General features: G+C 71.9%; 17 protein-coding genes and 5 pseudogenes. 7 read left to right on the forward strand and 15 right to left on the reverse strand.

What is annotated here, in order from left to right:
• Positions 1-51: 51 nt before the first annotated feature.
• The gene (locus tag OG798_RS01590) at positions 52-246 is read right to left on the reverse strand and encodes an acyl-CoA carboxylase subunit epsilon (RefSeq protein WP_095849933.1); all 195 of its coding nucleotides are present in this window, start codon (positions 244-246) and stop codon (positions 52-54) included.
• Between the two features lie 220 nt (positions 247-466).
• Between OG798_RS01590 and tnpB the strand changes: the two genes are divergently transcribed.
• Together tnpB and OG798_RS01600 are read left to right on the forward strand one after the other, a co-directional pair.
• A complete protein-coding gene (gene tnpB, locus OG798_RS01595) occupies positions 467-1,780 on the forward strand; it encodes an IS607 family element RNA-guided endonuclease TnpB (RefSeq protein ID WP_328755981.1) in 1,314 nt (437 codons plus the stop codon).
• A gap of 516 nt (positions 1,781-2,296) precedes the next feature.
• Positions 2,297-3,118, forward strand: a complete 822-nt coding sequence (locus tag OG798_RS01600; RefSeq protein WP_054231258.1) for an AfsR/SARP family transcriptional regulator — start codon at positions 2,297-2,299, stop codon at positions 3,116-3,118.
• 342 nt (positions 3,119-3,460) lie between these two features.
• Here OG798_RS01600 and OG798_RS01605 read toward each other — a convergent pair.
• Positions 3,461-3,953, reverse strand: a pseudogene (locus tag OG798_RS01605) (nucleotidyltransferase domain-containing protein).
• 169 nt (positions 3,954-4,122) lie between these two features.
• Between OG798_RS01605 and OG798_RS01610 the strand changes: the two are divergent.
• Positions 4,123-5,364 (forward strand): IS701 family transposase, encoded by a 1,242-nt coding sequence (locus OG798_RS01610; RefSeq protein ID WP_443053689.1) that lies wholly within the window; start codon positions 4,123-4,125, stop codon positions 5,362-5,364.
• A 174-nt stretch (positions 5,365-5,538) separates the two neighbouring features.
• Here the strand turns inward: OG798_RS01610 and OG798_RS01615 are convergent, their stop codons facing one another.
• The 10 genes from OG798_RS01615 to OG798_RS01660 form a co-directional block, all read right to left on the reverse strand.
• Complete coding sequence (locus tag OG798_RS01615) at positions 5,539-6,660, reverse strand: IS630 family transposase (protein WP_438948367.1); 1,122 nt, start codon at positions 6,658-6,660, stop codon at positions 5,539-5,541.
• Positions 6,661-6,795: 135 nt separating this feature from the next.
• A complete protein-coding gene (locus OG798_RS01620) occupies positions 6,796-7,023 on the reverse strand; it encodes a hypothetical protein (RefSeq protein ID WP_267060028.1) in 228 nt (75 codons plus the stop codon).
• The gene (locus tag OG798_RS01625; protein ID WP_328755982.1) at positions 6,993-9,419 is read right to left on the reverse strand and encodes a condensation domain-containing protein; all 2,427 of its coding nucleotides are present in this window, start codon (positions 9,417-9,419) and stop codon (positions 6,993-6,995) included. Before OG798_RS01625 ends, OG798_RS01620 begins: the two co-directional genes overlap by 31 nt.
• 471 nt (positions 9,420-9,890) lie before the next feature.
• The gene (locus tag OG798_RS01630; RefSeq protein WP_267060030.1) at positions 9,891-10,967 is read right to left on the reverse strand and encodes a 4'-phosphopantetheinyl transferase family protein; all 1,077 of its coding nucleotides are present in this window, start codon (positions 10,965-10,967) and stop codon (positions 9,891-9,893) included.
• 206 nt (positions 10,968-11,173) lie between these two features.
• Entirely contained in the window at positions 11,174-12,901 is a 1,728-nt protein-coding gene (locus OG798_RS01635; RefSeq protein WP_328755983.1) for a hypothetical protein, read from the reverse strand.
• A gap of 80 nt (positions 12,902-12,981) precedes the next feature.
• Entirely contained in the window at positions 12,982-14,040 is a 1,059-nt protein-coding gene (locus OG798_RS01640; protein ID WP_328755984.1) for an SRPBCC family protein, read from the reverse strand.
• A gap of 732 nt (positions 14,041-14,772) precedes the next feature.
• Positions 14,773-15,669 (reverse strand): AfsR/SARP family transcriptional regulator, encoded by an 897-nt coding sequence (locus OG798_RS01645; RefSeq protein WP_328755985.1) that lies wholly within the window; start codon positions 15,667-15,669, stop codon positions 14,773-14,775.
• A 680-nt stretch (positions 15,670-16,349) separates the two neighbouring features.
• A complete protein-coding gene (locus OG798_RS01650; protein ID WP_121413271.1) occupies positions 16,350-16,985 on the reverse strand; it encodes a ScbR family autoregulator-binding transcription factor in 636 nt (211 codons plus the stop codon).
• 901 nt (positions 16,986-17,886) lie between these two features.
• Complete coding sequence (locus OG798_RS01655) at positions 17,887-18,576, reverse strand: ScbR family autoregulator-binding transcription factor (protein ID WP_121413272.1); 690 nt, start codon at positions 18,574-18,576, stop codon at positions 17,887-17,889.
• Between the two features lie 342 nt (positions 18,577-18,918).
• Positions 18,919-19,242, reverse strand: coding sequence for a zinc-binding dehydrogenase (locus OG798_RS01660; RefSeq protein ID WP_328755986.1), 324 nt, complete (start codon positions 19,240-19,242; stop codon positions 18,919-18,921).
• Here OG798_RS01660 and OG798_RS01665 point away from each other — a divergent pair.
• Positions 19,187-19,341, forward strand: a pseudogene (locus OG798_RS01665) (IS630 family transposase); the annotation flags it as partial. The gene OG798_RS01660 and the pseudogene OG798_RS01665 sit on opposite strands and share 56 nt — an antisense overlap.
• Positions 19,342-19,401: 60 nt before the next feature.
• Here the strand turns inward: OG798_RS01665 and OG798_RS01670 are convergent.
• Together OG798_RS01670 and OG798_RS01675 are read right to left on the reverse strand one after the other, a co-directional pair.
• Positions 19,402-19,878: pseudogene (locus OG798_RS01670) on the reverse strand (sugar nucleotide-binding protein); the annotation flags it as partial.
• 123 nt (positions 19,879-20,001) lie between these two features.
• Positions 20,002-20,148: pseudogene (locus OG798_RS01675) on the reverse strand (GNAT family N-acetyltransferase); the annotation flags it as partial.
• Between the two features lie 35 nt (positions 20,149-20,183).
• Between OG798_RS01675 and OG798_RS01680 the strand changes: the two are divergent.
• Positions 20,184-21,506 (forward strand): annotated as a pseudogene (locus OG798_RS01680) (IS1380 family transposase).
• A 567-nt stretch (positions 21,507-22,073) separates the two neighbouring features.
• On the opposite strand, the gene OG798_RS01685 reads toward OG798_RS01680, so the two are convergent.
• Positions 22,074-22,682, reverse strand: coding sequence for a TetR/AcrR family transcriptional regulator (locus OG798_RS01685; protein WP_328755988.1), 609 nt, complete (start codon positions 22,680-22,682; stop codon positions 22,074-22,076).
• A 107-nt stretch (positions 22,683-22,789) separates the two neighbouring features.
• Here OG798_RS01685 and OG798_RS01690 point away from each other — a divergent pair, with 107 nt between their 5' ends.
• Both OG798_RS01690 and OG798_RS01695 read left to right on the forward strand, forming a co-directional pair.
• A complete protein-coding gene (locus OG798_RS01690; RefSeq protein ID WP_121418042.1) occupies positions 22,790-23,797 on the forward strand; it encodes a zinc-binding dehydrogenase in 1,008 nt (335 codons plus the stop codon).
• A gap of 20 nt (positions 23,798-23,817) precedes the next feature.
• On the forward strand, positions 23,818-24,420 hold the full coding sequence (locus OG798_RS01695; protein ID WP_097228350.1) for an NADPH-dependent F420 reductase: 603 nt from the start codon (positions 23,818-23,820) through the stop codon (positions 24,418-24,420).
• The last annotated feature ends 1 nt before the right edge of the window (position 24,421 follow it).

Genomic DNA, 24,421 nt, shown 5'->3' on the forward strand with positions numbered 1-24,421 from the left:
GGGGCGGGTAGTTCCGCATCACCGCCGGGCCCGGTGGGTGCGGGGGCGGTGTCACTGCCAGCTGCGCGGGGCCCGGCGGGTGCGGGGCCGCCACCAGCGGGAGCCGTTGACCGGCCTGCCCCGGCCGGGGAACGCGCCGCCCGCGCGCAGCGCGAGCAGCACCACGGTGAGTGCGGCCAGTTCCTCGTCGCTGGCCTGCCCGCGCTCCACGCGCAGGACGGGCTCGTGGTGCTCCGGCGTGCCCATACCCCCTCCTCCGGTCGTGGGGACACCGTCGGCCACCGGGCTCAAGAACCGCTCTCACTGCGCTCGAAGAGCACTGCACACGGCGGGGCAAAGGCGCGTGAGGGGGTGTGTGCGGGGGCGGGGGTTCTTAACTGCTGTGGGCTTCGTCGTCGAATCTCAGTGTTTCTCAACTTCCGTTGATGGCAGGGGTGTTGTCGGTGGTGGCCGGTAGCCTGACCGGGTGATCGTCAGGCATGCCTACCGGTTTGCACTGGACCCGACGCCTGGTCAGGCCGGGGCGCTGCTGCGGCATGCCGGTGCGGCCCGGGTGGCGTTCAACTGGGGTATTACGCAGGTGAAAGCGAACCTCGGGCAGCGGGAGGCGGAACGGTCCTACGGCATGGCCGAGGCCGATCTGACGCCGTCGTTCGGCTGGTCGATGTATTCCCTGCGCAAGGCCTGGAACACAGCGAAGAGGGAGGTGGCGCCATGGTGGGCGGAGTGCTCGAAGGAGGCGTACGCCACCGGGCTGGATCAGCTCGCCCGGGCCTTGGAGAACTGGTCCGGTTCCAAGCGCGGCAAGCGCAAGGGCCCGCGGATGGGCTTTCCCCGCTACAAGTCGAAGCGGAAGACCACGCCGTCGGCTTCGTTCACCACCGGCACGATCCGCTTGGAAGACGACCGCAGGCATGTCACGCTCCCGGTCCTGGGAACGATCAGGACGCATGAGTCCACACGCAAGCTGCACCGCCGGATCGCGGCCGGCACGGCGGTGGTGAAGTCGGCGACCGTCCGCCGCGAGGCGGGCCGCTGGTTCGTGTCCTTCACCTGCGAAGTCGAGCGCACCGACCGTACCCCGTCCCGAGCGGATACGGTGATCGGCGTCGACCTGGGCATCAAGCACCTCGCGGTGTTCTCCGACGGCCGCCCGACCGCCGAGAACCCCAGACACTACGACACCGCGCGCCGCAAGCTCGGCCGCCTGTCCCGTACGGCCGCCCGCCGTCTGGGCCCTGACCGGCGCACCGGGCAGCAGCCTTCGAAGCGTTGGCAGCGCGCGGATGCGGCCCGCAACCGGGTGCACTGCCGCACCGCGAACCTGCGGCGGGACGCGCTCCACAAGCTCACCACCCCCCTGGCCCGCGAGTACGGCACGATCGTGGTGGAAGACCTCAACGTCTCGGGAATGCTCAAGAACCGCAGACTCGCCCGCGTCGTGGCCGACGCCGGATTCGGCGAGATCCGGCGTCAACTCGCCTACAAAACCCGGTGGAACGGCGGAACGCTCGAAGTGGCGGACCGCTGGTTCCCCAGCAGCAAGACGTGTTCCGGATGCCAGGCAGTGACACCCAAACTGCCTCTCCGGATACGGATGTACGCATGCGACCACTGCGGACTCGTCCTCGACCGGGATGAGAACGCGGCACTGAACCTCGCCGCGCTCGTGAAGCGGCACGTCGCCGGGAGTGGCCCGGAGACAGAAAACGGACGTGGAGCCGACCGTAAGACCCCGTCCTGCGGGGCCGGTGGCATTGAAGCGTCTACCCCGCATTGATACCTCCTGGTAGCGAGTGAGACGGGGACCTTCGCCCAGCAACGGGCGAATCACCGATTCGCAGAAACTCGGTGAACGGGAAACGCTTCGGCCAGCTGCCGCCCGTGCGGGCGGGCGGGCGGAGGGGGCGGCGGGGCCGGGTGGCGGCGCGGGCGGCGCGCGGTGCGGCGCGTATGCGGCGGGGCGGGGACATGGTGTCTTGACTGCGCCGGTGGCGGTGATTACGGATCCGGCCGGCCCCGCGCCGGCGCGCGGGAAAGAGGGACGACGGTAGCCGTGTGGAGTGCGGCGACAGCGGAATCAGGAGTTCTCTTCGAGCGGCCGTACACACGTTCTCCAGCGCGCCGAACGCCGTACGCGGCACCGGACTTGGAAGTCCGCTCGAGAACGGATCCAGGAAAACGCTGGACGGGGACGGCCGCGGCTAGCGTGAGCGGCGGCGCGGATTTCCGGCCAACAAAGTGGAACGGGACAAGGAGCTCGACGACATACGGAATGCGGAATACGGAGGAGACCGTGAGGATTCAGGTTCTGGGTCCGTTGAGTGCCGAGGTCAACGGGGGATCCATCGTTCCGAGCGCGGGCAAGCCGCGGCAGATCCTGTCGCTGCTGGCGTTGTATCCCGGGCGGGTGATGCCCGTCCCGACCCTCATGGAGGAGATCTGGGCGACACAGCCGCCGCAGAGCGCGCTGACCACGCTGCAGACCTACATCCTGCAGCTGCGCCGGCGGCTGGGCACCGCGATGGGGCCCGGTGCGCCGGGCGGCGCCAAGGAGGTGCTGGCCACCCGGCACGGCGGCTATCTGCTGCAGATCCCGCCCGACTGCGTCGACGTGCACCAGTACGACCGGCTGACGAGGGAGGGCCAGGCCGCTTTCGAGAGCGGTGACGACGAGGTGTCCGCCGCCCGTTTCAAGGCGGCCCTGGGCCTGTGGCAGGGCCCCGCCCTGGTCGACGTACGGCTGGGGCCGGTCCTGGAGATCGAGGTGGTGCGGCTGGAGGAGAGCCGGCTGGTCACCGTGGAACGGCGCATCGACGCCGACCTGCGGCTGGGCCGGCACGCCGAACTCATCGCCGAGCTCATCGAACTGACCGCCCGTCACCCCCAGCACGAGGGACTGCACTCCCAGGCCATGGTGGCGCTCTACCGCTCCGGCCGGCAGGCCTCCGCGCTGGAGGTCTACCGCCGGCTGCGGGTGCGGCTGATCGAGGACCTGGGCGTGGAACCCTCCCCCCAGCTGCAACGCCTCCACCAGGCCGTCCTGACCGTCGACCCCCAGCTGGACGTCCTCGCGGGCCCGCGCCACAGCTCCACCTACGACCTGTTCACGGCCTGACAGACCCGCCCCCCGCCCCCGCAGCGAGTCGCGGCGGGGGCGGGCAGCGGCGGGAGGGATACTGCGGGCCGGCGGCGGACGGCGGCGGCCCGTCCGCCGCTGCGGCTGCGGGCCGGACCGGGCCCGGTCCGCCTCAGCGGCGGTGGCGCCCGGCCGCGGGGCTGCCAGCGCGGTGGCAGCCGGCCGCCGGGCGGCCCTCTCGAAACGTCGTCAGCACGCCCCGAACGACCAGAAGTGGTTATGCCGATGACAAGCAGCAGCGCATGCCGATGAGTTCTGACATCGGTTCATGCTCCGTGAGCGCGAGCATGTCGGTGAGTTTTGACACCGCTTCGACGCGGGTCAAAAGTGCGTGGCGATCCCGAAGACGCGGCGAAGTTCTGCCATGTCGTGCCGGTCACGTTCCGTTGGTTCGTATCCCTGATGGAAGTAGACCTGCTGCTTCGGCGGACAAGCACGGGATGGGCGTCCCCTGGATGGTGCCCGTCACGAAGCAGGAGGAGGGATAGACGAAGGGACGTTGCGGTTCGGGTGACGCCTGCACTGCTGAGCCGTCATCACTGAAGACCAGCGGATGAAGGTCGATCTCCCGGCCGTCCGGAGCCTTCACGACGAATCGGATGGGTCTCCAGTTCAGGCTCTCCACGAAGCCTCCCGCGGAGAGGGCCGCCAGCACGGCGGCTTCCTGGTCTTGCCGGTGCATCAGGTCCAGGTCGCGATGGTCTCGGGTCTGCTCGCCGATCAGAGCGTCGATCCCCCATCCGCCACCGACCCAGACGCCGGCCTCCGCCCGCTGCAACAGGGCCAGGACGAACAACACGTCATCAGCTGTCATCACCCGGCGCAGGCTAGTACTCCAGCAGCACTTTGACGTTTTCCCTGTTCAGGGGCGGTCTGGGTGAGTGTAGAGGGCTGATGACCGGCCTGTGTTCTCTTTCCCGGGCCGCCCCTCGATCGTGTGCAGCCGCCGCTGATAGTGACAGCGGTCCGGGCAGCCTCCCTGCGTGATCGACGAGCGTGCAGTTGAGATCTGGAACGACGAACTCGAGGAACTGTTCCTGCGTACCGGCCACCGCTTCAGGCGTGTCGAGCCGCGTCGCCGGATGCGTGACTACATCCGTGGACTACTGGGCCCGGTCGGCCGCAAAAACGGCTGGCAGCTGGCCGAATACGCCGGACACCGCACACCCGACCGCCTCCAGCGGCTTCTCAACGGCGCCCGCTGGGACGCCGATGAGCTCCGCGACGACCTCCAGCACTACGTAGCCGAACGGCTCGGCGAGCCCGACGGGATCCTCATCCTCGACGACACCGGCTTCCTCAAGAAGGGCACCACCTCGGCCGGCGTGCAGCGCCAGTACTCCGGCACCGCCGGCCGCACCGAGAACTGCCAGATCGGCGTGTTCGCCGCCTACGCCACCACCCGTGGACGCGCCCTGGTGGACCGGGAGTTGTACCTGCCCAAGACCTGGACCGACGACCGCGACCGCTGCCGCGCCGCCCACATCCCCAACGAGCGGACTTTCGCCACCAAACCCGACCTGGCCAAGGCCATGGTGCTGCGGGCGATCGCCTCACCGCTGCCGATCGCATGGGTGACCGCGGACGCCGCCTACGGCCAGGAATGGCGGCTGCGCCACATGCTGGAGGAGACCAGCCTGGGGTATGTACTCGCGGTTCCCAAGTCCCAGCAGGTGCCCCACTTCGGACGCATCGACCACCTCTTCTCCCAAGCACCCGACGAAGCGTGGGAGAGGCATTCGTGCGGTGACGGTGCCAAGGGCCCGCGCGTCTACCACTGGGCCGCCCTGCAGATCACGCCCATCGAGGACTTCGACGACGAGATGCCCACCCACCAGCGGTGGGCACTGGCCCGCCGCAGCATCAGCAAGCCCGAAGAGATCGCCTACTACCTCGCCTACGCACCGCTCGGCACCACCATCGAGCACCTGGTCCGCGTCGCCGGGACGCGCTGGGCCATCGAGGAAGCCTTCCAGGCCGCGAAGAACGAATGCGGCCTCGACCAGTACGAAGTCCGCCGCTACACCGGCTGGATGCGGCACATCACCCTGGCCATGCTGGCGCATGCCTTTCTGGCCGTCATGGCCGTCGACGCCGCGGCAAAAGGGGCAGCAGAAACGGTTCCTGCCTCGCGCCCCTCACCGTGGCAGAAATTCGGCGGCTCCTGGCAACTGGCCACTCATCCACCGCCGTTCACCAGCCCCTCATCAGCGCACGCGCGTTGAGGTGGTCACACTGGCGCAGACGACGCCAAGCCGTCGCCCGCCGCTGTCACTATCAGCGGCGGCTGCACACGATCGAGGGGCGGCCCGGGAAAGAGAACACAGGCCGGTCATCAGCCCTCTACACTCACCCAGACCGCCCCTGAACAGGGAAAACGTCAAAGTGCTGCTGGAGTACTAGTGTCCTGCGCCAGAGATCCGTCGGCAGAAGCGGGCGAGGGAGTCGAGGATTTCTTCGGCCGTCTTGGTCCAGACGAACGGCTTGGGGGCTTCGTTCCAGTCCTTGACCCATGCCCGGATGTCGGCTTCCAGGGCCTGGATGTTTTTGTGTGCGCCGCGGCGGATCATCTGGTGGGCGAGGTAGCCGAACCACCGCTCGACCTGGTTGATCCAGGACGAGCCGGTCGGGGTGAAGTGCAGCTCGAACCGCGGGTGTTTGGCCAGCCAAGCCTTGATCGCGGGTGTCTTGTGGGTGCCGTAATTGTCCACGATCAGGTGGACCTGCAAGTGCGCGGGCACCTCCTTGTCGATCCGGATCAGGAACTTCTTGAACTCCACGGCCCGGTGCCGGCGGTGCAGGGCAGTGATGACTTCACCCGTGGCGACATCGAACGCGGCGAACAACGTGGTCAGGCCGTTGCGCACATAGTCGTGCGTACGCCGCTCGGGCATGCCCGGCATTATCGGCAGCACCGGCTGGGACCGGTCCAGTGCCTGGATCTGCGACTTCTCGTCCACCGACAGCACCACCGCACCCTCGGGCGGGTTGAAGTACAAGCCCACGACGTCGTAGACCTTCTCCACGAACAACGGGTCCGTCGACAGCTTGAAGGTGTCCGCCAGATGCGGCTTGAGCTGGAACTGCCGCCAGATCCGGCCCACGGTCGACTTCGACAGACCACTGTGCTGCGCCATCGATGTCCGCGACCAGTGGGTGGCGTTCTTCGGGAGCTGTTCCAGCGTGGTGACCACCACCGCTTCCACCTGATCGACGCTGATGGTGGGCGGCCGGCCCGGCCGGGGCTCGTCCGCCAGCCCGTCCAGCCGCTCGGCGAGGAAGCGTCGGCGCCACTTGCGGACGGTGTCCGCGGTCACCCGCAGTTCCCGGGCGACCGCGACGATCGGCGGCACCTCCGGGCCCGCGCACGCCAGCACGATCCGCGCGCGCAGGGCCAGCGCCTGGGCCGATGTAGCCCGACGCGTCCACCGCTCCAACACCGCCCGCTCGTCATCAGACAGCAGCAACGGTTCCAGCTTCGGGCCCCGACGAGGAGCTGACGCACCAGCAGTAGAAGTCACGCAACTTCTAACGATCAACTACTGGCGCAGGACACTAGTACTCCAGTTGCAGATCGTGATCTTGTTGGTCGGGTGCCTGGTCCCGTACCGAACCGATCCCCGCCTCGATTGGTCCGGTCCGATGCGCTTGCCGTCTCAGCTGGATTGGTCAGTGGAGGGGCCGATGGCGCTGTCCGTGCCGTAGAAGCGGCCCTGGTCGCACAGGGCGTCGATCTCGGCGTTGTCTTCCTCGCTCAGTTGTGCATCCAGCGCAACGCTGATGACGCGTCGGGCGCGGGCCAATCGCCGAGCGACATCCCAGTCGGCGATGAAATGTGCCGACGGTGTACTCGTCAGCGGTTCCGGATGCCTGGCGCGATCCAAGTCGGTCGAGGGAAACGACGAACTCGTTCAGGTCCTGCAGTACTGAGACGACCTCGCTGAGGGGCATGCGGATCTCTCGGGAGGACATGTCCATCAGCCGATTCAACTCCAGAGTTGGTGCTCGGGCCCAGATCCCTGATCTTGGTGGTCGGAGCTGGTCCGGGAACGGGTGCGGCCACCGGTGACACCGCGAGCGGACGCACGACGTACGCCCTGCGGGGGGGGGACCAGTTTCCGGCACGGGGGGCGGGTTCAGGGGGCGGGGTGAGGACGGAGCGCACCCCGCGGGCGAGGGCGGACGCGCTGGCGGCGGCGTCGCCGATGCCGGTCATGACCACGGCCGAAACCATGCCGGGAGCATGCGGCGTGCGCTGGGCGAGTTCGTAGGCCGCCCTCCCCCCGGGCCCGCACCCGCACAGCACCAGGCGCCGGCCCGGCCCGGATGCCTGGTGCAGCACGCCCGGTGCGCCGTCACCGTGCACGGCCACGATTTCCTCCGGGCCGCGGTGGCCGCGGACGAACAGGTCGTAGCTGCCCGCCGGCACACCCGGGGCGGTGACCAGGCAGATCACGTCCGCGTGCGGATGCCCGGGCCGCAGCACGGTCAGGGCGGGGTGCGGCGCGGGCGGCACGGGCCGGGCCATGCGCGGTGCCGCGGCCCGGGCCAGCAGGTCCAGCAGCTGTCCGGCACTGGCCTGGGCCTGCCGGAACTCGGGCAGCGCGCGCAGCAGGCGTACGCACTGGGAGTGCAGGGCGGCGGCGTCCTCGTCCGCCAGCTGCGCCCGGTCGTAGAACAGGCCCAGGACCAGGCCGCCCGCGCTGTCGTGCCGGGCGGCGAGGGTCAGGGGCCCGCCGGCGGCGCCGGCCGCGTTGCGGGGGGTGTCCGCGTGGACGCCCTGGGCGGCGAGTTCGCCGCGCAGGACCTTCGGCAGCACGAGCGGGCCGTCGAAACGCACCAGAGTGCCGCCGGCACCGCAGAGCGGACCCACACCCGCAGCAGGACCCGCAACAGGACCGGCAACAGGACCGGGACCGGCAGCGGGGGCGGGGGCGGCGGGCGGGCGGGGGGCCCACGCACGGATCGTCTCGGTGCTGGCCCACGGGTAGGCGGCCAGGTCCAGCAGCGTGTCGCGGACCTGGTGCAGCAGGTCCGCCAGCGGGGCGGCCGGATCGACGGTCACGGTCATCGGCAGCGGGCTGTCCAGCAGGCCGGGAATGCCCGCCGCCCCCGGCAGGGCGATGTCCCGGCCCGACAGCTGCACCCCGAAACTCACCGGCAGCGGCCCGGCAACGCCCGCCGCCCGGTACAGCAGCAGCGCCCACACCAGGTGCAGCGCGCTGGACTCGGCGGCGCCGCGCAGCGCGGCCCAGGAACGCAGCCGGAGGGTCTCCGGCGCCCGCAGCCGGGTGTGCAGCACACCGGGCCCGCTCTGCCCGGTGGCGCCGCCCGGCCGCCCCGGGCGGGTGGCGGCCCGCGGCGGCGGCACCGCGCGGGCCCAGAACTGCCGCGCGGCCGTGGTGTCCTGGCCGGCCAGCCAGCGGGCATGGTCGCGCAGATCGGGACGGCGTTCCCCGCCCGGCAGGACGCCGCCGGCGGCGTAGGCGCGGTAGAACTCCCGCAGCAGCAGGTGCACACCCCGCTCGTCGAGGAGGGCCGGGTGATAGGTCAGCAGCACCCGCGGCGGCGCCGCGCCCGCACCCCCGCCGGGCTCCGCCGCCAGCAGCGTCAGGCGCAGCAGTCCCGGCCGGTGCAGCGCGAACCCCCGCGCCCGGTCCCGCCGCAGCAGCTGGGGCCAGGTGACGGCGGCCGGGGAACACACCGCGATGTCCGCCTCGGCCCGGGCGTGCAGCACCAGACGCGGCGCGGCGACCCAGTCGAAACAGGCCCGCAGCACACACTCCCGGTCGACGACGGACTGCCACGCCGCGGCGAACCGCGCCACATCGAAAGGCCCGGACCAGTCCCAGTACAACTGCTCGACCCCGCCCCCGTCACCGCCGTCACTGCTGCCGCCGGTGCCAGTGCTGGTGCTGGTGGCGGTGGCGGCGGGGGTGAGGGCGGCGCGCAGCAGGGTCTGCTGGTGTCCGGTGACCGGGAGGATCTCCCCGCCCGGCGGGGGCGGTGCCAGCAGGTCGGCCAGCAGGTCCGCGGGCAGCGCGGCAAGCCCGCCCGCGGCGGGCGGGGTCAGGCGCAGCGTGTGGTGACCGGGCCGGTGACTGTCCAGCGCGACACCGAAGGCACGGTGGCGCTGCGCGAGCCGGGCGGCGACCGTCTCGGCGTCCGCCGGACCCAGCGGGCCGCGCAGTTCCAGGACCAGCGGACCGCCCGGCGACAGCGCCACCGGCTCATGGACCACGGCAAGAACAGCGCCCCGCGGCACACCCTGGCTGCTCATCCGGCCTCCCCGACCCCAGAACCCGCCCCCGCGGCACGGCGGACCGGCCCCCCGCACCCCTTACCCGGCCGGCAGGACCAGCACGGCCGGCAAAACCGGCAGGGGTGGCAGGGGTGGCAGGGGTGGCAGGACCGGCAGGGGTGGCAGGGGTGTGGGGAGGGCAGGCACGGCGGGCACGGCCGCTGCGGGTGCGGGTGCGGGTGCGGCAGCCCCGGGCGGGGTGACGGCGGACGGGCCGCCCGGGCGGTGAGCGCGGGCCGCGGCGCCCGGCCCGCGACGGGCCGGGCGGCGGCGAAAGCTGCCGCCGGGACGTCCCGCGGCGGCGCCCCGCGCGAAGACAGGCCGCGCAGAGGCAGGCCGGGCAGAGGCAGGCCGGGCAGGGACAGGCCGCACGGAGACGGACCGGGCGGGGGCGGGCCGGGCCGGGTGCGGTGGGATGGCTGCACGGTGGTTCACGACGCCCGCCTCTCGTCATGTCGGCTGTGCGCCGGAGCTGCCCGGCAGCTGCCAGCCTAACGTCGCCGCAGGTGGGAGGCCTGTTTCCTCGAGCGGGTATGGAGCGGGCCGCGAAGCGGTCTCGATTTCCCGGGGCGGACGGCGGGCGCTGCTGACCAGATACCGGCCGTGGACGAGATGGGTGGCCAGAACCCACCGCGCCGCGCTGTCCGGCTCGCCGGCCAGGACCGTACGGCCCTGTTCGTCGCGGCGGAACCCGACCGCCGAGAAACGGCGCCGCATGCCGTGCCCGAGCGCCTTGGTGTAGGCCTCCTTGAGGGTCCACAGGTGCAGCAGCCGCAGCGCCCGCTCGTCCTCGCCCAGCACGGCGAGCTCCGCGGCCTCGTCCGGGGTGCACACGTAAGGGTGCAGCAGCTCGAAAGAAGGCCGGCGGGCGACGGGCTCGGCGTCCACCCCGATCGGCCCGCTGCGGCTGATGCCGACCACGATCAGCTCGTCGGTGTGGGCCAGGCTCACCTCGGCCTCGGCCAGGCCGCGCAGATGCGGGCGGCCGCCCGGCCGGTAGGCGAGGTCGAGGGCATCCGCGGGGACCTGGAGCGCGGCGGCCGCGGTGTACTTGAGGACCATCCGGGAAACGGCGAACCGCAGCCGGCCCGCCGGAGCGGCCGTCTGCCGGTAACGCGGCCAGTCACGGCCGAGCAGAGACCGCAGCCCGGGATCCAGCAGCGCCGCCGTCAGCCACTGCCCCCAGGTGGTGTGCACCAGGGCATGGCCCTGCCCGGCAAGCTGGTCGTGCACCTGCTCCCACGGCCCGTCCGGCCCCGCCACGTGCAACAACGGCCCCGGCGACAGCCCGGACAGCCCCCCGGCCCCCCACCCGGACGGCAGACCGGCCGACAGACCGGACGGCGGACCGGGCAGCGGAACAGGCGAGGTCCCTGGCGGCAGACCGGCCGACAGGCCCGGCGGCACACCGGCCGTCAGCCCGGACGGCAGACCGCGTGGCGGACCGGCCGTCAGCCCGGGCAGCGGAACAGGCGAGGTCCCTGGCGGCGGGCCGGACGGCAGTGCGGGCAGCAGCGGGCCGGGCACCCGCTCTCCCCCGCCCTCCCCCGGCCCGTTCCGCCCCGGCCCGCCAAAACCCCGGCCCCCGGAACCCGCCCCGGCGGACCCAGTCCCGGAAGGAGCGGCCCCAGGAGATGTGGTCCCCGGGGGTGTGGTCCCGGGGGGTGTGGTCCCGGGGGGTGTGGTCCCGGGGGGTGTGGTGCTGCCCGGGCCGTCGGCCGGGCTGTGCCCGCTCACCACAGCAGCCGGGTGGCGTACACGTCGCAGTCCACGCCGCGGCGGACGCGGTCGGCCAGTTCCGCCCAGACGGGTACGCGCGGGTCGGGGGCCGGTCCGGGCAGCGGCACGCCCAGCCGTCCCGCGATGCCCGACAGCGCGAGCAGCGCCCAGTGCGTACCGCCCAGAAACAGGCCGCGGCCGTCGTCGGCGGCCTCCCTGACACCGAGCACGGCGGCGGCCAGCCACAGCAGGGCCTGCCGGTCCGCCAGCGCCCGCGCCGCCACAGCGCCGGGGTCCGCGCCGGCCGTGCGGCACGGCCGGCGCAGCGCGCGCTGCTCGGTCAGCAGCCGCCGGGCCAGCGCCCCCAGCGCGGCACGGCCCGTATCCGCACCGTCCGCACCGTCCGCACGGGCGGCACCGGCGCGCAGCAGACCGGACAGCACCACACTGTCCCCGCCCACGCCGTACCCGCCCGGCTCGAGCCCGCCCGGGGTGTGCCCGTCCGGGGCAAGGCGGCCGGACTCGTGCCCGTCCGGGGTGTGCCCGCCCTCCTGCCCCCCGGCAGCGGCGACGCCGCCGGCGGGGGCGGGGGCGGGCGGGTCGGCGAGCCGGAAGAAAGCGGGGAGCGGGCCGCGGTGCGCGGTGCGGGGCTCTTCGGCCGCCAGGGCCGGCAGGGCCCTGGCCAGGCGGGCCTGCCAGTGCGCGGCGCCCGCCGCGTCCACCCCGGCCAGGGGAAGGTCACCGGTCAGTTTCGCGAGCATCCCGCCCCCGGCCCTGGCGGGCCCGTGGCCGCATTCGGCAAGGACCAGTCCCAGCTGCGCCAGTACGTCGGCCAGCACGGTCGGCACCACGTAGCCGGCCACCGCGCCCAGCAGCCCCGCCCCCGGCCCTGGCCCCGCCCCGGGACCGGGGGCGGGGGCGGCCGGGCGGCGCAGCGCCACACAGGTCAGGCTCTCGCAGGCCAGCAGGTCGGCGAAGGCGGCGGCGAGCACGGGCTGCCACTGCCGCAGGGCCGGCTCACCACTGCCGCGGCCGGCCACGGTGAGCGCGGCCTGGCGCAGCACGCTGCCGGCGGCGGCCACCAGGGCCGCCGGGCCGAGCAGCGCGGCGGGCACCGGAGAGGACACCGGGCAGGACTCCCCGTCCTGCCCCCGGACACGCCGGGCAGGCGGCATACCCGGCCCGCCCCACCGGCCCGCGGCATGTCCCAGGGCCAAATCCCGGCGCAGGAGCGGGCGCAGGGCACGCACCCGCTGGTCAGCGGCACATACCTGGCCCAGACCGGCCGCCGTAAGGAGCACACCCGCCCGCCCGTCCCACCCCTCCCCCGCCCCGGCAGAGGCGGCAGACCCGGCACAGGCGGCGGACCCTGCGGCGGCGGGGGAGGCGGCGGGGGCGGAGGCGAGGGCGGGCAGGCTGTAGGGGTTGGCCGCGTCGCGGGGATCGCCCAGCAGCACCTCCAGCCGCAGCGCGGCGAGCGCCACCCGCAGCGGCGGCGGCAGCGCGGCATACCGGTGCGCCAGCGCTCCCGGGACCGGCCCGGCCACACGGACGACGCCCCCGCCCCTGTCCCCGCTCCCCGCCGGCGACACCACCGGCCCGGACACCGCGGCGGGCGGCCGCGCGGTGAAAGCAGCCGCAGGCGGCGGGGCCGGGGCCGCCGCCCGGACCGCCCCCCGGGCCGGCGAGGCAGCAAGGGCAGGGGCGGGTGCGCTGGGCGCGGCAGGCGGGGTGACGGCCATGACCGGCCTCCTGTTCATCTGGTCATCCGCTCGGCTGGCCGGCTGGCCGACCAGCCGGCTGTTCATCGCAGGCCATCTGTTCACCGCAGACGGCGCACGGTGCTCTCGGCATGCCACTTGGCCAGGCCCAGCGTTTCGGTACTGGCACGCGACAGCCAGGCACGGACATGGTCACGGGCCTCCAGCAGGCCGGTGCCCGCACCGAGCACCCGGCCGACGGCCTCCTGCCGGAGCATCACCTGGTGGGCCGCGACGACCGTGACCCCGGACGCGTCCGGCAGCAGCGACCACTCACCGCTGTGGGCGGCGACCAGCCCGGACGTGAGCGTCTCCTTGTAGACGATCCGCCCGGCGTGCGGGAAACACAGCCGCACAACCCGCGTGCTCACCGTCCGCCCGCCCGGCGCGGCGCAGCTGTCCAAAGACACCACCTGGATCCCCGGCACGTCCTCACGCACACCGGCCCGCTCCACGTGCGGGACCCGCCCGGGCCACTCCCCGATCCGGTAGAGAAAGTCATAGACCAGCTCCGCGGGGCCCTCGATCCGCACCCGGTCCTCGAACGACAGCAGCAGCTCGTCCAGCCGCTCCCACCACCCGGCCGCCCGCCGTACCTGGGCGAGCCGGCGATGCACATCCGCCTCCGCCTCCCGGCGGGCGCCGTCCGCAGCCGCCACCGGCAGCCCGCACTCCTGACGCAGGCCCAGCACACACTCCGCCTCACCCGCCGGCCGCACACTCCACACACCCGAAGTCACACTGCCGGGCCAGACAGCATCCTCCTGCTCGAACACGACCGCCCGGACATCAGGATGCAGCACCCGCCGGGCATACCAGGAACCAACCCGGCCCCCCAGCACACCACCCACACCACCGGCACCGGCACCGGCACCGGCACCGGCGGCAGCGGGGGCGGGGGCGTCGGCGTCATCGGCAGCGTCGGCGTCGGCGTCGGCGTCATCGGCCAGCTCCCACATCCGCAGCCGCTCCTGGACCCCGTCGAAGTCGAGACGCTCGACATGCACGACCGAGGGCAAGAACACCGGCCAGCGCACGGCATCAGCCAGCATCCCGTACACGACACCGGCCGGAGCGGCCACCCCCACCGTGTGCTCACAGGCGTGCACGCGCGACGACATGCCGGCCCCTCCTCCTCCAGGCGCACCCCCACCCTGCCCCCCACCACTCGAGCCCGCCTCGCACCCGCCCGGACCCCCACCCCGCCCCCGCCCCCGCCACCCGGCCCGGCACCCCGCCGACCGGCCGGCACCCCCGCGGCGCCGACCGGGCGACAGCCCGCACACCGCCGAACGCCACCCACCACAGCCGCCACAGCCCACACAGCCGGCCCCAGCAGCATGCACAACACACACCGCCCGGGCCCGGGCGGCACGGACAGGACACACAGCCCGGACGGCACGGGCGGGAAGAGCAGCCCGGGCAAGACAGGCGAGACGAGCAGCACCAGCAGCCCGTACAACCCGGGTGACACAGGCCGGACGAGGCGGGGCGGGGCGGGGCGGGGCGGGGCGGGGCGGGGCGGGGCGGGGTGGGGTGGGGTGGGGTGGGGTGGGGTGGGGTGGGGGTGAGGGCCGGACGGCGGGCCGCACAGCCGCCAACCCGGGCGTACCCGGAGGCCTGCGGGGGGGCCGGGAGGCGGACCGGGACCGGGGCATGCGCCAGGTCCCGGCGGAAGAGACCGGGACCTGGGAGGAAGCCGGGCGAGAAGGCCGGCCGCCCGAGGCAAGGGGGGCAGCCGACCGGGGCGAGAAGGCCAAGGGGGCAGCCGACCGAGGCGAGAAGGCCAGCCGACCAAGGCAAGGGGGCAGCCGGCCGGGGCGAGGGAGTCAGCCGGCTGGGGCAAAGGGGGGTCAGCCGACCGGGGCGAGGCGTCCGGTCCCGGCGGGGCCACTGCCCGTGGAGCCCGGCCCGGCGGAACCGGGAGCGGTCGCAGTCGCGGTCACAGTGGCGGTCGCGGTGGCGGTGGCGGGTGAGCCGTCCGGCCGGGCCATCAGGATGGAACGCTGCAGCTTGCTCAGCGCCGCCGACGGTTCCAGGCCCAGACTGCGCACCAGGGTGGCACGCAGCCGCTGGTAGGCGTCCAGGGCCTCGCCCCGGCGCCCGGAACGGTACAGGGCCAGCATGTACTGCCCGCACAGGCTTTCATGAGTGGGATAGCGGCTGACCAGCACGGTCAGCTCGGCCAGCAGCTCACGGTGGCGGCCCAGCCGCAGATCGGCCTCGATGCGCTGGTCCAGCGCGCACAGCCGGCTCTCCTCCAGCCGCTTGACCTGAGTGGCCAGGTGCACCCCGGCATGCACATCGGCCAGCGGCGGCCCGGACCACAGCGCGAGCGCGGCCCGCAGCTGCCGGGCAGCCTCCGGGAAGTCCGCCGCGTCCATCGCCCGGTAGCCCAGCCCGGCCAGCCGCTCGAACTCCCGCACGTCACTGCCGCCCCCGCCGCTCTTGAGGAGATAACCGCCCGGCACGGTCAGCAGCACGTCCTTGGCCGTACGGGCATCGGCCGCATCCAGCTCAAGCGCCGCGGTGATCAGCTCCCGCAACTGCAGAATGTACGTCTGCAGCGTGGGCCGCGCACTGCGGGGCGGCCTGCCGCCCCACAACTCCTCACTCAGCATGCCCACCGGCACCATCTGGTCGGCCTGCACCACCAGCAGGGCCAGCACCTGCCGCGGCTTGGGAGCCGTCGGAGTAATCGAAAGACCCTTCTCCCGCACAGCAAGAGTGCCGAGTATGTCGGTGTCCACGCCGTCTCCCCTGTCCGTCCACTGCGCTCTGCCGAACCCCTTCGGACCCCATCAACACCCAGGCCCCCAAACCCCGAACCCAACCCCCGGAACCCGGCCCCGGACCCGCCCGGCCCGCACTACCCCAGCCCCGGACTCCCGGACCACCGGACTGCCGACACCACCAGACCCCGACACCGCCAGGCTCCGACGCCTCCAGGCCCCGGACCGCCAAGGCCCCGACACCGCCAGACCCCGACACTGCCGGACCCCGGACCGCCAGGACCCCGATACCGCCAGGCCCCGACACTGCCGGACCCCGGACCGCAAGGGCCCCGACGCCGCCGGGCCCCGATGCCTCCAGGCCCCGCACTGCAGGGCCCCGATACCGCCAGGCCCCGACACTGCCGGACCCCGGACCGCAAGGGCTCCGATGCTGCCGGGCCCTGGCCCGCCGGAGGGCCGGCGGCGGGTGAGCCGCACCCGGCCGGACGGGATCCGCCCGACACACCGAGTAAAAAACAGCATGGACGGTATGTCAATCTCAAACCGGTCGTCTTGTTTTCTCTCCGCCGACGCTCGAGACCCCCTCGAGAGAATCCGGCTTACGGCACATAAGTCGACCATTCGGGCGGGATTCCGGTTGCTGCGGCCGCCCTGCCAGCGATTTGACTTCCCCATTGCCGGACCATGCGGTCTGTTTACCTGGGGGTGCGGTCGGTCCCGGCGGCCCGGGGACCGGGCAGCACCGGCAGCCGGCCCGAAGGCGCCGCGAGACCGGGCAGCAGCAGCGCCCAGAACTGCTCCACCAGATGAGGCGAGGAACGCACACGGTGACGGGAGGCAAGCCGGCCGAACCCGGCGACAGAGGCCACCACGGCCACCGCGGCCGCCTCCGGGGACACCCCCCGCGCCAGCTCCCCCGCACCCTGCGCCTCACGCAGCAGCGCATGCACCCACTCACACCACCACCGCCCCGGCCCCTGCGCACTCTTACGCGAAGGATCACCACCCAGCTCGAACCCCGCCCGCAGCACCGGATCCACAGCCAGAGCCGCCACCAGATCACGGCTGACATCCACCAGCAACTGCAGCCCGCCGCCCCCCTCACCCTCCCGCACCACCAGCCGCTGCACCGACACCGTCGCCGCCGCCTCCACCTCACACGCCAGAAGATCCTTGCTCGGGAAATGAAAATGCAGCGCCCCGGTACTCACACCCGCCCGCCTGCTGATCACCGGCAACGAGGCAAGGGCATACCCGTCCTCCGCAAACACCTCAGCCGCCGCACGCACCAGAGCCCGACGCGTCCGCACCGCCCGCACCTGCCTGACCACCCCACCCCTCCTCCCCAGCCACCACCACCCCCGCCACCCCCGGACACACCGGGACCACCCCACCCTACCAAACCGCACACGCGGTATGTTTACCCGCACCCCTCCTCCACCCCTCCCCACCCCGGGCCACCCACCCCCGGGACCACCCACCCGGCCACCCCCACCCCGGCACAGAAACACACAGACAAACCCACCGACACCCGCCCCCACACCCCGGACACCAGACCCCACCGGCAGACCCCACCGGCAGGACCCACCACCGCCACACCCCGACACCAGACCCCGCCACCGGGACACACCACCAGACCGCACCACCGGACCCCACCCCACCGGAAGAGACCCACCCCGCCCGCCCAGCCCTCCCGCACACCCCCCGCACGAGGACCCCCGCACAACCAACGACACAAACCAGGCCAGGCCAGAGGAGAGCAGGCCAGGCACAGCAGGGAAAGACACACGGCACCACAACAGGGACGCCACCACAGGCCCGCCCCACCATCAGCGGCCGCACTCAACGCCCGCTCGCACCCCACCAGAACCCACCCCGCCCCGCCACGGACAGCACCCCGGCCACACCACAACCACAAGGACCAGGACCAGGACCAGGCACACACAGACGGCCCAGACCGGCCAGGACAGGACCCCGCACACACGCACAGGCCACACAACGCCGACAGCCAGGACAGACCACACGGACCAAATGAACCAGCCGGGCCAGACAAGCCAGGCGGACCCGATGAACCGGACAGGCCAGGGGGCCGGACACGCCAGGCAGGCCAGACAAGCCAGGCAGGCCAGGCCGGCCAGGCGGACCAGATGAACCGGACGGGCCAGGGGCCGGACAGACCAGGGGGCCAGGCGGGCCAGGCGGGCCAGGGGGCCAGGGGGAAACGGGCCGGAGTCAGGCCGGAGCGCCGACCCCGCCCAGACCGGCCGGCTCCCCCGCCTCCGCCGCCAGCCGCTCACCCTCCGCAGCCACCTCAGCAGCCCGGGCCGGATCAATCACCAGCCTGCCCAGCACCGCCGGCACCGCCACACTCGGCAGCAGATGCTCAAACAACGCACACACCCGCTCCTCCAGATCCTCCCGGCCCGACAACGTATGCGAATACACCTGCACCCCCGTCCACGCCGCCGAGAACACCCACGCACTCTCCGCCACATCCACCTGCGGCAACAACTCCCCCTGCTCCTGCGCCTCCCGCAACACCCGCTCCGTCGCATCCAGCCACGTCCGGATCGTCCACGTACCGAAAACCGCCCCCATCTCCTGACCCAACGACAACCGCGCCGACGCAGACACCACCGGATGACGCCGCATCCGATACGCCAACGCCAGCCCCATATCCACCAACTCCTGCAACTTACTCACCCGCGGCGCCAGCACAAACCCCGCAAACTGCTCCCCCAACACCCCCTCCGCCAACGCCCGCTTCGACGGAAAATGAAAATACAAAGCCCCCTTCGTCACCCCCGCCCGCGCCAACACCTCACCAATCGTCGCCGCCTCATACCCACGCTCATCAAAAACCGACGCCGCCGCATCCAAAATCAACCGCCGCGTGCGCACCGCACGCTCCTGCCGCACCACAAAACCTCCAAAGACCAACCCACAACCCACCACAACATGTTCCCTGCAACCACCCCAAACCAAACCAGCTAGTCCGTATATTCACAACCCCCCAACCCCCACCCAACCCCACCCAACAACCAAAACCAACCCCCACCCCCCACCCACCCACCACCCACCCCCACCAGCCCAAACACCCCCACCCACCCACCACCACCCCACCCAACCCCACCCAACCGGACGACCCGATTCAACCCCCCACCCCGACCGTCTGGTCCCGCGCACCGTCAGTACCGTCGACCGCCGCTCGTTCCAGGTGTCGATCACCGACGCGGGCCGGCAACTGACCAAACAGGTCGCCGCTCAGTTCGCCGAGCGGATCGAGAGCTGTGTCGCTCCCCTGTCCGAAGCCGAACGGAAGCGGCTGTCCCGCATGGCGACCCGGATCGTGACCGCCGACGACCATGACGCCTGGTGCGCCGCAGCGATGTCCGCGAGCGGGTACACGCTGTCGATCACCGGGCGCAGCGCGCCCGACGTGACGAAGGCGGCCACACCGCGCAACACGGAGGTTTCAGGGCTGGCACTGAAGATGCGAATATGTCGGGAACCGTGCACGATCGAAGCGGCGATCGAGGGCGTCTGGTCGCTGTTACGGCGTGGGCCGCTGGCAAATACCGCCTTCACCGACGACGAACACCTTCAACGCACCCTCCGCCGGGGCCTGCGCCACATCCAACTCCCCCCAACCTGATCGACGGCTGCCTCACCGGCACCGGACTCACAGCGGACGTCGTCGGTGAACAGGACGCCATCGCGGGTACCAGCGACGAGTTCGTGCACGGCACGCTCATGCACGGAACGCCCGCCGCCGACGATCAGCGACGTGCGGGCGACAACAGCCTCTGGATACACCGCGAGAATCCCGGTCTCCGCCGCCGCCTTCGCTGCTCCGTAGGAAGTGACGGGGTCAGGGAGGCAGGTCTCGTCATACATGACTCCGGCACCGGAGAACACCGCATCGCTGGACACCTGGATCAGACCGCTTCCGTACTTCGCCGCTGCCATCGCGAGCCGGACGGGGCCCTGCGCCGTAACCGCCCAGTCGTCCTTGACGCTCGATGCGTTGACGACGAGACGGGACTCACCTCGGCCATGACGGCGTCCCGCGTCCCGCAAGTCGAGAGGGTACCAAGCGGTTTGGGAGGATCCGCGGGGCTTCTTCGCGTAGTACGTCGCGGCCGTGGTGTGCCCGGCCGCTCTCGCCTGCCGGGTCAGCTCAGCGCCGAGGAAGCCGCTGCCGCCAGTGATCAACGATGTCATGGTGCGACACGGTAGACCGGTCCCGGCACCGTCAGCACCGGCGGAGGCTCGGTTCCCGAGTCGTCCGCGCTGGGCGAAGGGCGGTCACCCTGAGTTCGGGTGACCGCCCTTCGCCAGCCGGTGTTACTCCTGGGGGCGCCAGACGTAGCGGACGTCCGGCTCTCGCTCATCGTTGCGCAGCCCGCCCGTTCGCTCGACCTCGACGAAGCCGTGCCGCTCGTAGAACCGCTGCGCCGACTCGTTGACCTGAAACGTCCACAGCGCGAACCCGCCCGCGTGTCCGCGTCGAGGGTGGTGGCCGCTCGGTGGTCTCGCAGGCCGGGGCGGTGCTCCTGGTCGAGACGGCCCGCAAGTCCGGCCTGGACACCGCGATATCGGCGGCAATGGCGCCCTGGCGCAAGCCACGGGCAGGGCACGACCCGGGCAAGGTCCTGCTGGATATCGCGCTCGCAACAGCTCTGGGCGGGGACTGCCCCGCCGATGTCGCCATGCTGCGGGCCGAGCCCGACGTGTTCGGCCCGGTGGCATCCGACCCCACGGTCTTCCCGGCTCATCGACGCCCTCGCCGCAGCCGGCCCGAAGGCCCTCACCGCGATCCGCACGGCGCGAGCCGAAGTACGTACGCGGGTCTGGGGGCTGGCCGGGGCTAACGGCCCAGCCGCCGACGGCCACGTGATCGTGGACATCGATGGGGTGCTGGTCCTTGCGCACTCCGGGAAGTAGGACGCCACCCCGACCTGGAGAAGACCTTCGGCCATCATCCGCTCGTCGCGTTCGTCGACCACGGCCAGGCCGGTTCCAGGGAGCCGGTGGCCGCGCTGCTGCGGCCCGGCAACGCAGGCTCCAACACCGCGAGCGATCACATCACCACCACCCAGCTCGCCCTGGCCCAGCTGCCCAGACACCTGCGGCGGGGACACCGGACACTGATCCGCACCGACTCCGCCGGCGGCACCCACTCCTTTCTCGACTGGCTCTCCAGACCGGGCCGGTGGCTGTCGTATTCCGTCGGAATGACTATCACCGACGCCATCCATCAGGCCGTGCTGAAGATCCCGAAGAAGGCATGGACACCGGCCTACGACGCCGGCGGCACCGAGCGGCCCGGCGCCTGGGTCGCCGAGATCACCGACATGCCCGACCTCTCCTCCTGGCCGAAGGGCATGCGGCTGATCGTCCGCAAGGAACGCCCGTACCCCGGCGCCCAGTTGCGCTTCACCGACCTCGACGGACTGCGGCTGACCTGCTTCGCAACCAACACCAAAGGCGGTCAGCTCGCCGACCTCGAACTGCGTCACCGCCGCCGGGCCCGCTGCGAGGACCGCATCCGAAACGCCCGCGACACCGGCCTGCGCAACCTGCCCCTGCACGACACCGCACAGAACCGGATCTGGCTGGAGATCGTCTCGCTCGCACTCGACCTCCTCGCCTGGATGCCGATGCTCGCCCTGACCGACAAGACCCGCCGCTGGGAACCCAAAAAGCTCCGCCTGCGGCTGTTCTCCGCCGCCGCCCAACTCGTCACCACCGGCCGCACCCGCCGACTCCGCTTCACCACCCCATGGCCCTGGACCGACAAGATCACCCGGGCAATCGACCGGCTCCAGGCCCTGTCGAACCCCGGCTGACCAGCCACTTCAACGGCCCCAACGACCCGCACCACCACCCCGGGAAAGTGGAACCCGGCGCCCACCCGACGCGACAACCGGGCCGTCAACCTGCCCCAGACCCGAAAAGACCGCACCTCGCAAAAACAGAGTCCCCGTCAGCACAGCACACCGACGAGGACTCATGAACGATCGAGGCTGGCGGAGCGCGAAGAGTCAACCGGGATCCGACCTGGTGATCCGATTCTGCTGGCTCCGGACTACCGCATCGACGAACTCCTCAGCCTGTACACGCGCAGTAGTCCGTTCCGGGGGTGCACGAGGAAGACGAAGCGGAACTACATCACGGACGACTGTCTGTTCCTCAACTTCCTGTGGCTGCGGGGGAAGGTCTGGACGCAGGCGGTGAAAGCGGATTTGGACACCCGGTGCCGGTGGGCGGAAACAAGTGGAATCGTGAACTGACCACACTGATGAACCTGTACACGTGGGCGACGAAGCCGGGGAACGAGTTCGTGCCGCGCAGCACGATCCCGCTGCACCAGGCGGTGGGCCGCGCGCCACGTCCCGCAGTGGCCCTGAGTCGCATCAGTCGAGGGCGTGGCTGCGGCCGGTCTGCAGGATCTCGTCGGAGAGCTCAGGCTCGACGTGGCGTACGGCGCGGGCGAGCATCAGCGCGCCGACCATTTCGCTGAGCAGGCGGATGGCCCTGTGGCGGGCCTCGGCCGGGTCGAGCTCGTGGCCCTTCTCCTCGGCTTCGCGCAGGAACTCGGCGGCGAAGCCGGTGAGGTAACCCTCGACGCCTTCGGCGTACGCGCTCTGCACGGCTTCGCTGTGCCGTCCGGCGTCGGTGACCAGGGAGGCGGAGGGGCAGCCGCCGTCCGGGGCGTCACGGTGCGCGGTGGACAGGTACCCGGCCACGACCCGCTCCAGCGGAGAGCCGCCCTGGCCCGGACCGTCCTCGATCGTCCGGGCCAGGCCCCCGAGCGAGGCGGCGAAGGAGGCGCCGCACACCTCCACGGCCAGGTCGTTCTTGGAGGCGAAGTGGTTGTAGAAGCCGCCGTGGGTGAGTCCGGCTTCCTTCATCAACTCGGCGATGCCGACCGCGTCGATGCCCTGCGAGCGAAACATGCGGCCCGCCGCTTCCAGGATGTTCTGCCGGTTGCGGGCCTTGTCCTCCTTGGTGATCCGCGGCATGGCCGTCCTTTCGCATCGCTCTCGATTTGACATTTTTAATGATGCCTCTCATCATAGCAGAAGTTCCAATGATGCCCATCATCAATAGTTCGTGGAAGGGGAGCGTCATGCGCGCCATCGCCTACGACCAGCACGGAGAAGCCGGGCAGGTACTACGCCTGAGCGAGCAGCTGGCCCCTGCTGCGCCCGCGGCCGGGCAGGTGCAGGTGCGGGTGCTGTCCCGGCCGATCCACCCCGGCGACCTGGCGGGAGTAGAGGGCCTTCCGGGTGGGCCGCGGCAGCGGTTCGCTACGCCACGGATTCCCGGCGTGGAGGGAATGGGCGTCATCGAGACCGTCGGCGAGGGCGTGCAGGATCTGCGGCCCGGTCAGCGGGTGGCGTTCTTCCCGGTGCCGGCCGCGTGGAGCGAACTCGTCACGGCGCCGACCGATCTGGTGGTGCCGGTGCCCGAGTCCCTCAGCGACGAGACCGCGGCCTTGATGCTGGTCAACCCGCTCACCCTGCTCACCTTGCTGCGGGCGGTCGAGGACGCCCAGCACAGCCAGGCCGGTCCGGTGGTGCAGACGGCCGCCGGTTCGTCGGTGGGAAAACTGGTCAGCGCCGCAGCACTCAAGCACGGCATCCCGCTGGTCAACCTGGTACGCAGCGCCACGGGGGCGCAGACCTTGCGCCAGCGCTTCCCCGGACTGCCGGCCATCTCGACGGCCGACGCGGACTGGCGCACTCAGGTCCAGGACGCGACCGGCGGCCGGGGTGCCCAGGTCATACTGGACGCGGTGGGCGGATCCCTGACCGGTGAACTGGCCGGGCTGCTCACCGACGGCGGCACGCTGATCACCTACGGACAGCTCGGTTCCGGCAGCACGCCGCTGGAGTCGCTCGCGCTGACCCCGCGGGCCCTGACCCTGCGGGGCACGTCCATCGGCCAGTGGATGACCCGCACGCCTGAGGAACGGGCCGAGGACATCGCCTTCGCCGCCCGTCTGGCCGCGACAGCCCCGGAACTCTTCGAGGTCGCCGCCAGCTACGACCTCGCCGACTTCGCGAAGGCCATCGACCATGTCCGCCGCCCCGGCAAGAGCGGAACCGTCCTGCTCACCAGCCCCGCATCCTGAACCCCACGAAGGGCACCGCCATGAAGATCGGAACCCTCGGCGCCGGAACCGTCGCCCAGGCCATCGCCCGCCACGCCGTGGCCCACGGCCACCAGGTCGTACTGAGCAACAGCCACGGCCCCGCCTCCCTGGCCGGCCTCGCCGACGAACTCGGACCGCTCGCCCACGCCGGCACCCCAGAGGAAGCCGCCGCCGCGGAACTCGTCGTACTCGCAGTCGGCTGGCCCCAGATCCCGGACGCGGTAGCCGGCCTGCCCCCCTTCGACGGGCGCATCGTCATCGACGCCACCAACCAGTTCGCCTCCCCGCCCCCGCACACGAAGATCGCCGACCTGGGCGAGCTGACCGGCAGCGAACACGTCGCCTCACTGCTGCCCGGAGCCCGCGTCGTCAAGGCGTTCAACACCCTCTACGGCCAGTACATCGCCGCCGACCCGCGCCACCAGGCCGGACGCCAGGTGCTGTTCCTCGCCGGTGACGACGCCGACGCCAAGACCACCGTCAAGGACCTCACCGCCGCCTTCGGCTTCGCCCCCGTCGACCTCGGCTCCTTGCGCGAGGGCGGACGCCTCATGCAGCTCGGCGGCCCACTCTCCGGCCTCCACGCCCTCAAACAGGACTGAG

Origin of the sequence: Streptomyces sp. NBC_00271 (assembly GCF_036178845.1) — a bacterium.
Lineage (GTDB): Bacteria > Actinomycetota > Actinomycetes > Streptomycetales > Streptomycetaceae > Streptomyces.